Origin of the sequence: Niallia sp. Sow4_A1 (genome assembly GCF_052116745.1) — a bacterium.
In the GTDB taxonomy this organism is placed as follows: Bacteria; Bacillota; Bacilli; order Bacillales; family Cytobacillaceae; genus Niallia; species Niallia hominis.
This window is the reverse complement of sequence record NZ_JBQKKM010000005.1, coordinates 141,586-151,456: the sequence shown is the minus strand read 5'-3', so window position 1 is coordinate 151,456 and position 9,871 is coordinate 141,586. Positions and strand designations below refer to the sequence as shown.

The window sequence follows — 9,871 nt, the reverse complement described above, 5'->3', positions numbered from 1 at the left end:
TTCTTTTAATGATGGCATTTTTGTGTTACATTGATTCATGAGAGCCTCTCCTTTTCGTAGTTTTCTAGTCAAATTCTACTTTACAAAAGGAAGCTCTCTTTTTTAATGCTTCATTTTTTCCAGCTACCGCGCTCACGCTTGGTGGCCTTTTTGTCTAGTTGGGGGACGAGTCCCCCAACTAGACAAAAAGGATATTTATTCTCCCACAAACATTTTACTCATACAGTTTTTATTCTATCTAAAAAAAGCTTCGTTTCAGCCTTTACCTCTTCAATGATATTGTCTTTCCTCTCTAACAACATATGTAAGGCATCATCTACATAGCCATTTTCAAAAGTTTGCAAAGGAATTGGTAGTTCCTCTTGATCTAAAATATAATAAGTACCATTTGGTTTTACTACAAGATCAATGATTAAATCTTCAAACAATACAATATCATTTTGAATCCAATTTTTTCTAACAATATTAAAATATGCACCTAAATATTTTCCAGTTGTATCTCTCCAAAAATATAAATTATATGGCTGATCTAACCAATAATAGGCAAACGTAAATGTCCCTTTTGGAATAACTAGCTTTTGTTTCCCCTCCCTCATTTCAAACGGCTTTTCAACTTGATGTAAAAGTGTAATTTTCCTAGTATCAGCGTGAAGAAGTTTGCATGGATAATCTTCTGTTGTAGAATCATAACGAATTTTCCGTTCTGTTATCTTTTTACCATACTTTAATCGCATGTCTAACTCACTATCCTCTCCATTAATCATATCCCTATTTCTTTCCCTATCATATAAGAAAAGCAAACATTTATACAGGGCTAATACGAAGAGTGAAACTTCCATCAATGTAGGTGTTCCTTCCACCAACCCATCATTCTAACATTCATTCGGAGTCTTTCTGTCTATTAAGAACATATTATTTAGCGATAAAGAGAAAACATTTGGAAAGGTATATTAATAGTGGATTCAAAAAAAGGATAAAATCGAGGAATATAGTCAGAAAAACTTGGCATTAATTTAAGCATCTCAATCATTACTTTTCAAAAAAAACAATGCTATAAGAAGAAAATTATATGGAAATAAATTAAGAAGTAATAGTGATTTTAACTTGTATTGTTCAAATAAAAAATAGGTATCACTATTCCTATTTTTTATTTGAACAATTATTACTCAGTAGCTATTTGTCTAATTGAAAAATAACACTTTTCAATTCTGCTATTTCCATTGTTTTCTTCGTTTCGTTCATGTTAGAACGCACATAATCAAGGAGTACTTGCGCTTTCCCTGTTTCAAGTTGTATGCCTTCTTGTTCTAAAAAATAGTAGATTGCTTTTAAACCTGAATGCTTTCCTAAAACGAAATGGTGATTCTGGCCAACTTCCATTGGATCAAAGGTTTGATAGGTTTTACTATATTTTAATAAACCATCTACGTGTATACCAGATTCATGGGTAAACACCTTCGATCCTACAATAGGCTTCGCTTCGGGAATTTGTCTACCTGAGGATTGAAATACCATGTCGCTAAGTGAATGAAAATAGGTAGTATCTACATTTATCTTGCCGTTATATAAGTGCTTCCATGCCATAGCTACTTCTTCAAAAGCTGCATTACCTGCCCTTTCTCCGATTCCACCAACTGTGGTACTGGCCCATTTTGCTCCTGCCTGGATAGCAGCTAGTGTATTAGCTGTTGCTAAGCCAAAATCATTATGACAATGTATTTCCAGTTCAATATCTTCTGGGCAATTCCTTACTAATTCCTTTATATTCCTTTCAGCTGTATAAGGATATAATGCGGAAACTGTATCAGCATAACGAAATCGCTTCACTCCATTTTGATATAATAAATGAATTAACTCCATCAAAAAAGAAAGAGACGATCTCGAAGCATCTTCAAATCCAACAGATACATGTAGATTAAAAGATTGTGCATAAGCCACTACTCGCTGAATCTGGAGAGCTATTTCCTCCTTATTTCTCTTTAATTTATGCTTCATCATGATTTCTGAAGTTGGTATCGAGATATGAACCCAATTTACTCCCGTTTGTATAGATGCATCTATATCTGCCTTAACTGCTCGATTCCATGTGATTAATTGGATTGGAAGCTGCATTTCTACTAAAGAGTGAATAACTTTTTGTTCTTCTACTCCCATTGCAGGAATTCCAACTTCCGCTTGTTCTATACCTGCATCTGCTAAAAGTGTTGCAATCATTTGTTTTTCATAGGCTGTAAAAACAACTCCAGCTGTTTGTTCACCGTCTCTTAGAGTAGTATCACAAAATTGAATATTCACTATTACACCCCTTCTCCCTTTCCTTTAATTAAAAACAAACAGTGGAACAAGTTGAACAGTCAGAGGTTGTTTTCATGATAAATATCCCCTCTTTACCTTCTTGAATCGTAAAATAAACGACTGTATCCTCTAATAGCTGATGTGACTGTTTATCTATAAAAATATTTAATCCTTCCTGTTTTATTGTTTCATCAGTAGGCATTACTTGATGTTCCCAGTATAGCTCATATGTGAAGCCCTCTATATCATCAGGTTGAGCAATAATTCGAATGCCATTTTCTTTTCTTTTTTGTTTTTCTACTATTTCTATTAATTTGTTGGTTGCCTCCTCTGTCCAATACATCACTTTTTCTCCTCCCTTTGTCTAATTTGATCAAAAGGAAAAAAAGCTCCATTCTTTTTATAAAACTCTGGGAAAAATTTTTGTCTTATTGGGGTAGGTTTAACACAATCTCGGTATGCTCTAAATAATAAAGCTCTTTGAATATTCCATACTTCTTTTTCACTTTCATTACTTTCAAAGTAACCACTTTCTTTTAGATATTTTTGAAATTGCTTTAATATATGAACACGGGATACATTTAATATTTCTGGATGATATGGCACCTTAAAGAACTCAAAAAAATCTTCCGCATCATATAAATCTTGTAAGTTTTTATCGAACATCATTCATCCCTCTTTCCAACACAATGTGTGCATAATGGATTTCTTTTTAAAGAAAAAGTGGAAGACTGAAATTGTAAAGAATCAAAACGGTATAATTTATTGAAGTAAGGTTCACCGATACCTGTTATCACTTTTACTACTTCCATCGCGGCTAAACAACCTGCTATACCTGATGTTGCTCCAAGTACTGGGAATCCAAGCGGCTCCCATTTCGGGTCCTGCTGGGGAAATACGCATGCAAGACATGCCGTTTCTTTTGGTTTAATGGTTGTTAAGGATATCTCAAATCCTGACATAGCTGCTTCAACCATTATTTTTCCAGTATCTACACAAAGGCGATTTAATTCGTATCTTTCTGGAAAATCATAACGAGCATCTACTACAACATCAGCCCTTTTTACTAATGGATAAACCCTTTCATAACTAATTTTTTCCGGATAAGCTTCCACTATCACTTCTGGGTTTATCCGTTTAATGCTGTTAAGAGCACTTGGTATTCTTTGTTTTCCTACTTTATTGCTCTCCATTAAAATTTGGCGATTTAAATCTGGCAAAGCAATATTCCCTTCATGAAAAATGATTAATTTTCCGACTCCTGCTGCCGCAAGATAAATGGCTGTTGTTCCGCCCAATCCACCAATCCCAGCTATAAATACAGTTGCATCTTTTAACTTTTGTTGCCCCTCTAAGCCTACCAACTTTAACTGACGGCTATAACGACTAGAAAAATCAATCGGTTTATCTTGATTTTGTTCAAAACTCATACCTATCTCCTTTTCTTAATCCCTATAATTTACTCTCCTTTTCACTATTTAACGCTTTTGCTAACCACAATGGTGGCTTGCTTTGTAACAACAACAGCAATCGATCCAACTGCTCTTGTATTAACGTTCCTTCCTTAACTTTAATGGGCATAATCTTATTTCTAGTTACCCGAGCGGCTGCAGCTGGTCCTATTTGTGTAATAAAAAGTAATTTACAATCTACTATTCTATTTATTCGATAGTCAATTCGATTATTTTCACTTATCTCGCTAGCACATGAAACAACTCTAGTTTGAACCTTTTCATATTTCTCCTTTGAAATATCATAAATATCAAAAGACTCTGTATAGCCAAAATGTGTGTCAACATGTTTTCCATCATCTGTAGCAAAGGCGATTTTCATATGTAACCCCCCACTTTCTTTTACATTAATAAATTACTCATTTTTATAATCAAATTCGTTGTTCCTCGGTATCCAACACTTGTAAATAAGGAACTACCAATTTGATGAAAAATTGGAAAACCTATTGGAAGGAATGCAACATTTTTCCTATCTGCTCCCTTTTCACCGTGAGAATTACTTATCCACAGATCCGCATTATCAGCCATGGTTTCTAAATCGTCTAAATCACCGATGAATATATCTTCCTCCATATTTGATAGCACCTTAGCTGAAAAGCTGCTGACTAATCCATCTATCGTTCCGCCTAATTCTTTGCAGACGTTAACAATAGAAAAAAGATGATCTGGTTCTAAGCCAATAACTATTTTTTTCCCAGAAAAGTAAAAATGGGAATCCAATATACAGTCAAGTAAATTATCCCTTTCCCACTGGTAAAATGAGTCTCCTTTTTTTCCACTTAACGATTGCAAAAAAGAAAAAAATTCATCATTAGCTTTTAATCCTGTTAAGCTAGGAAACAACCGATAAGGTATTCCTGCTGCTGCTTCCAACATTTGAGCTGATTTTTCCAAACTAGTTCCCACAGCAATTGTCATTTCCGATTCAAATAATCCTTGTAATTGCTCCCTCGTAGCCCCCCCTTGTGATAATGGGGAAAAACCTTTTTGTAAAGATCCTGTTAACGAAGTGGAGATATCTGGTGCAGTTATGACAGAAAATCCAAATGATTGGATAATTTTTTTTATTTCCATTACATCTCCTGCCGTTAAAAAAGATCCTGCTAGCAAATTAATTTGGTTTTGTTTCTTTTTCATCGGTAATGTAAACTTCTGCTGTTCCACTAAACCACGTATCATCGCTTCAACGGTTAATTGAAAGCCAGATTCTAACGATCCTTCAAAATCTGGTAAAGCAACAGGGAAAATAAAACAGTTTGGTTCATTTGTTTTTAAATAGTTTTTAATGTTTCCTATTAAATCATCTCCAGCAGTTTCCGTTAAACCAGTACTTAATACTGCCATCAATGAAGGATGATGTTTGTTAAGAATTGTCTCCATTGCTTCTATTGTGCTTCTTTCCCCACCAAAGATAATATTCATTTCCTGAAGAGCAGTCGTTTGAATAGAAACTGGTTCCCGATAATGCTGTGTCATAAGTGCTTTAATGAAAGCAGCGCAACCTTGAGATCCATGTACAAGCGGGATAGCACGGAATAATCCCTGAAGCGCCAGAACTCCACCCAATGTTTGACTAACTTTTAGTGGGTTAATGGCAAGTTTCTTATCTAGTTTTACAATTGTCACTCTTTTCCTACCTCCTTCCAAGGAGAAGGAGATTGAAGTAATTCCCAAATTGGATGTTCCAATGCATACACTAATTGTTCTGCTAACCGTTTTAATCCAACATATCCAGCATAAGCATGATGGCGTTCTTGGTTTACATCAAGAAAAGGAATCTGTTCTTTTAAGGCAACATACATATTTCTCCCCCCAGCAATGATAATATCTGCTTTTTCATTACGAAAAGTTTCTAATATCTTGCTGGCTCCTCCGGATTCTATTAATTTTGCCGATTCTCCAATTCTTTCTTTTATACGTTCAATGTCATCCATCGTACTTTTATTTGTGCCAACTCCTACTACCTCTATTCCTAGTTCTTGGAGTGCAGAAATGATAGACCAACTTTTCACCCCACCAGTATAAAGTATTGCTCTTTTTCCTAATAATTTTTTACGAAATTTAGTTAAATCAAATGCTAGTTTTTCTTCTTGCGCTTTTGTAAAAGCTCGGACTTTTTTCATTAATTCTTGATTGTTAAGCATATATGAAATGGTTAGTAAAGATAGGGTTGTTTCTTTTGCTCCGTAAAAAGATCCTTCAAAATATGGAATATCGTATTTTTCTTCCATTTTTCTTGCCATGTTAATCAACGCTCTACTGCATACAACCATATTTAATTTCGCTTTATGCGCCCATCTAATTTTATGAAACCTTCCGTCTCCTGTAATATTAGCTAAAATGCGTATACCCACTTGATCGAAAAGTTCTTTTATATCCCACATTTCTCCGGCAATGTTATATTCTCCAATTAAATTTATATCAAATGGTGTTTCTATTGGAGGAGTATCTGTTCCAATTACATGGTCCATCAATGCGTTACCAGCTAATCTATTGCCCATATTCTTACTACCAACAAATCCTGGGCTATTCACTGGAATTACAGGAATTCCAATTACTTTGCTTTCGCTTTTACAAATGGAATCTAAATCTACACCTATTAGGGCGGTCACACAAGTCGAATAAACAAAAATAGCCGGTGGACTAAATCTGTCTGCAATTTCACGAATTGCCCCTCTCAATTTTTGCTCTCCACCGAAGATAATATCTTGTTCTTTAAGATCTGTAGTTAATCCATATTGATAAAGATAGGACCCCGAACTTAAACTTCCTCTCGCTTCCCAACTATTTCCGCCACACGCAATAGGTCCATGCACAAGATGTGCTGCATCGACAATGGGAAGAAGAGTAATTTGAGCGCCATCAAAAGAGCAACCACCTGATGCCGCACCAGGAGTTGGCTGAACACAACCTTTATGTGCCTGATTTACCGAGTTATGTTCACATGCTGGTTCAGCAAATGCCTCTACAACATATTTCTCCATGCTATAATCCCCCCCTATCAAAAAATTTCCGCTTAATCCCTAAAAAGTTGATTGTCAGCGAGATTATAGATATCCCGCTGACAATTCTTACTTACCGTACTGTATCATAGCTATGATCTGGTGCCTCATCATCTAATTGTTGCAATATAGTATTAACAATTAACGTCAATACATTTAATGTCCCTTGATAACCGATAATTGGATATCGATGCATGTGATGACGATCAAAAATTGGAAAACCGATTCTTACCAAAGGAATTTTAGCATCTTTTGCACAATACTTCATATGTGTACTACCTATTGCAAAATCAACGGGTTCTGTTAACAATAAAGATCGCATATGCCATAAATCTTTTCCTATGTGAACTTTTCCGTCAATACCATATGGACTTTTTAATAAAAGCTCTTCAGCTTCCTTTTTGAATTTTTTATCTCCATTCGTGCAAACGATATGAATTGGTTCAATCCCAACTTCCAAGCAAAAGGAGATTAACCCAAGTAGTAAGTCTGGATCTCCTGCCAAGGCTACACGCTTACCGTGTAAATAGGCATGGGAATCAGTTAAAGCATCTACTATTCTTCCGCGTTCTTCTTTGAGAACAGCTGGTATATCTCTACCAGACAATTGTTTAATGTTTTCTAATAAAGTATCTGTATTTTTAATTCCTATCGGCATCCACGATGAAATCGTTTTTTGATGCCATGATGTCTTAATATACTTTTCTACTTTTTTAGTAGAATATTTTTGTAGCAAAATAGTTCCATTTGCATTTGGAGCCTGTGCAACATCTTCTAATTTGGTGCCACCATAGTAATAGTTATATTCACCATTTGCTGGAGAATCTAAATTGCCACTATGATCACCTAGAATGGTATAATCTACATTCATAAGTTCTAAAATTCTTTTTAGTTCTGCGAAATTACCTGTATACGTATCAAATCCAGGAATAATATTTATTTTATCTGTAGGAACCTTATTTTCTATATCTCCTTTTTTCTCGGACAAGTAGGAAAGTATCGAGCGCATCATAGAATCATAACCATGAATATGAGATCCTACAAAACTAGGAGTATTGGTAAACGGAACTGGAAATTCTTTATCGATTGCTCCTTCTATCCGTGCATTCTCAATAAATGCACTTAAATCATCCCCAATAACTTCTGCCATACAAGTTGTACTTACTGCAATCATTTTCGGTTTATATAAGGCGCTACTATTTTGAAGCCCCTCAATTAAATTTCTCATTCCTCCAAATACAGCTCCATCTTCCGTCATAGACGAAGAAACTGCTGGTACAGGTTCTTTAAAATGCCGAGCAAAGTGACTACGAAAATAGGCTACACAGCCTTGAGAACCGTGAACAAAAGGAAGTGTTCCTTCAAAACTCAAACCTGCTAATACTGCCCCTAGAGGTTGACAAGCTTTTGCAGGGTTAATGGTAGCTGCAGCTCTGCTAAAGTTTATATCTTTATATTCTTCCGTTTTTAAATAATCTTCTGTTTCTTCTACTTCCTGTATAGAACATGGCGCTTCAAATAGCAGTTTATTTTCTGCTTGTTTTTTATATTTCTCACTCTGAAATAAAGTATTATGATCTTGAATTTCAGGATTTTTTGCCATAATTATCCCCCCTCCTTTACTTAATATGGTGCTGCCAATAGATCCCAAACAGGGCTATTTATAGCAGTATCCATGTCTTTTGCAAATACTTTAAATCCATCAAACCCATGATAAGGACCGCTATAATCCCATGAATGCATTTGTCTAAATGGAATTCCCAATTTATGATAAACGTATTTTTCTTTTACACCAGCACCCATTAAATCTATATCTAATTTATCTGATAGAAATTCTATATCATATGCAGTTGGATCATCATACAATATGGTTCCATCATGTAATTCTGATAGTGTTTTCTCATAATCATCCTTATGTGCAAATTCATATCCAGTCGCTACAATTTTCATCCCTAAATCTTCATAAGCACCGATAGTATGGCGGGCACGCAATCCACCAATAATGAGCATTACTTTTTTCCCTTCTAACCGAGGACGATATTTTTGAATGATTTCATCCATCTCAAGTTGGTATTTAGCTATTACTCTTTCTGCATTTTCTTGAATTGTTTCATCAAAATGGGCCGCAATCGCACGCAAACTTTCTATTGTTTTCGTTGGTCCAAAGAAGTTATATTCCATCCAAGGAATACCATACTTTTCTTCTAATGTTGTAGCCATATAGTTCATGGAGCGATAACAATGTATCAGATTTAATTTTGATTTATGGGTAATTCCTAATTCATTGATGGATCCATCTCCTGACCATTGAGCAATAACTCTCAAGCCAATCTCTTCTAAAAGAATGCGGGAAGCCCATGCATCTCCACCAATATTATAGTCTCCAATAATAGCTACATCATATGGACCCGACTCTGCCAGTTCTCGAGTACCCATAACGTGATCTCTAATAGTGTCATTTGCAATATGATGGCCAAGTGACTGACTAACTCCTCGGAATCCTTCACAACGAACTGGAATAACTGGAATCCCCAGCTCATTGGTCATTTTCTTCCCAACCGCTTCAATATCATCACCAATTAATCCAACAGGACATTCAGATTGAATGGAAATTCCTTTTGCAAGTGGGAACATCTCTTTCACTTCTCTACATAATGCCTCTAACTTTTTATCTCCACCAAATACAATATCTCTCTCTTGGAAATCACTAGTTATTTGCATCGCGGTAAAATTATTTATGCCCAACTTACCGTTTGCGTAGTTTCTTCGGGTTCCCCAGCTATATTGGCCACACCCTACTGGTCCATGGCTAATATGAATCATATCCTTAATCGGTCCCCAAACAACTCCCTTTGAACCTGCATAAGCACATCCACGAATGGTCATAACGCCAGGACGTGATTTGATATTGGATTTAATAGAACATTTGCCAGATTCGATTGTCTCTTCATCGGCAATTTGAAAATGTTTTTTTCGGAATTTTTTTGTTTTTTCCGGATAAACCTCTAACAGCTCATCAATTAATGCCTGACTCTCCTCAACTTTTGTACTCATCAAATCTCA

10 protein-coding genes are annotated in these 9,871 nt (G+C 35.5%); all 10 read right to left on the bottom strand.

The annotated features are described in order from the left end of the window. Positions 1–218: 218 nt before the first annotated feature. On the bottom strand, positions 219–734 hold the full coding sequence (locus ACTQ5K_RS04845; RefSeq protein ID WP_441993764.1) for a DUF402 domain-containing protein: 516 nt from the start codon (positions 732–734) through the stop codon (positions 219–221). Positions 735–1,173: 439 nt separating this feature from the next. Continuing rightward, on the bottom strand, positions 1,174–2,295 hold the full coding sequence (gene nifV / locus ACTQ5K_RS04840; protein WP_251628767.1) for a homocitrate synthase: 1,122 nt from the start codon (positions 2,293–2,295) through the stop codon (positions 1,174–1,176). Between the two features lie 28 nt (positions 2,296–2,323). After that, the gene (locus ACTQ5K_RS04835) at positions 2,324–2,638 is read right to left on the bottom strand and encodes a HesB/IscA family protein (RefSeq protein ID WP_031538356.1); all 315 of its coding nucleotides are present in this window, start codon (positions 2,636–2,638) and stop codon (positions 2,324–2,326) included. After that, positions 2,638–2,964 carry a nitrogenase-stabilizing/protective protein NifW gene (locus tag ACTQ5K_RS04830; RefSeq protein ID WP_441993762.1) on the bottom strand — a complete coding sequence of 109 codons (327 nt, stop codon included), beginning with the start codon at positions 2,962–2,964 and terminating at the stop codon, positions 2,638–2,640. The genes ACTQ5K_RS04835 and ACTQ5K_RS04830 overlap by 1 nt, the downstream gene beginning before the upstream one ends. After that, entirely contained in the window at positions 2,961–3,725 is a 765-nt protein-coding gene (locus ACTQ5K_RS04825; RefSeq protein ID WP_235249583.1) for a HesA/MoeB/ThiF family protein, read from the bottom strand. The genes ACTQ5K_RS04830 and ACTQ5K_RS04825 overlap by 4 nt, the downstream gene beginning before the upstream one ends. 22 nt (positions 3,726–3,747) lie before the next feature. Continuing rightward, complete coding sequence (locus tag ACTQ5K_RS04820; protein ID WP_031538359.1) at positions 3,748–4,128, bottom strand: NifB/NifX family molybdenum-iron cluster-binding protein; 381 nt, start codon at positions 4,126–4,128, stop codon at positions 3,748–3,750. A gap of 20 nt (positions 4,129–4,148) precedes the next feature. Next, positions 4,149–5,432, bottom strand: a complete 1,284-nt coding sequence (nifN, locus tag ACTQ5K_RS04815) for a nitrogenase iron-molybdenum cofactor biosynthesis protein NifN (protein ID WP_235249581.1) — start codon at positions 5,430–5,432, stop codon at positions 4,149–4,151. Then, positions 5,429–6,790, bottom strand: coding sequence for a nitrogenase iron-molybdenum cofactor biosynthesis protein NifE (gene nifE / locus ACTQ5K_RS04810; RefSeq protein ID WP_235249571.1), 1,362 nt, complete (start codon positions 6,788–6,790; stop codon positions 5,429–5,431). Before nifE ends, nifN begins: the two co-directional genes overlap by 4 nt. 91 nt (positions 6,791–6,881) lie before the next feature. Continuing rightward, positions 6,882–8,411 (bottom strand): nitrogenase molybdenum-iron protein subunit beta, encoded by a 1,530-nt coding sequence (nifK, locus tag ACTQ5K_RS04805; protein ID WP_235249569.1) that lies wholly within the window; start codon positions 8,409–8,411, stop codon positions 6,882–6,884. A 20-nt stretch (positions 8,412–8,431) separates the two neighbouring features. Beyond that, on the bottom strand, positions 8,432–9,862 hold the full coding sequence (nifD, locus tag ACTQ5K_RS04800; RefSeq protein WP_235249568.1) for a nitrogenase molybdenum-iron protein alpha chain: 1,431 nt from the start codon (positions 9,860–9,862) through the stop codon (positions 8,432–8,434). Positions 9,863–9,871 lie beyond the last annotated feature (9 nt).

Bases quoted from the DNA above. Each gene is read 5' to 3' on its own strand.
- ACTQ5K_RS04845 (WP_441993764.1), bottom strand. From the start codon at position 734: ATGCGATTAAAGTATGGTAAAAAGATAACAGAACGGAAAATTCGTTAT.
- ACTQ5K_RS04835 (WP_031538356.1), bottom strand. From the start codon at position 2,638: ATGTATTGGACAGAGGAGGCAACCAACAAATTAATAGAAATAGTAGAA.
- ACTQ5K_RS04830 (WP_441993762.1), bottom strand. From the start codon at position 2,964: ATGATGTTCGATAAAAACTTACAAGATTTATATGATGCGGAAGATTTT.
- ACTQ5K_RS04825 (WP_235249583.1), bottom strand. From the start codon at position 3,725: ATGAGTTTTGAACAAAATCAAGATAAACCGATTGATTTTTCTAGTCGT.
- ACTQ5K_RS04820 (WP_031538359.1), bottom strand. From the start codon at position 4,128: ATGAAAATCGCCTTTGCTACAGATGATGGAAAACATGTTGACACACAT.
- nifE (WP_235249571.1), bottom strand. From the start codon at position 6,790: ATGGAGAAATATGTTGTAGAGGCATTTGCTGAACCAGCATGTGAACAT.
- nifK (WP_235249569.1), bottom strand. From the start codon at position 8,411: ATGGCAAAAAATCCTGAAATTCAAGATCATAATACTTTATTTCAGAGT.
- nifD (WP_235249568.1), bottom strand. From the start codon at position 9,862: ATGAGTACAAAAGTTGAGGAGAGTCAGGCATTAATTGATGAGCTGTTA.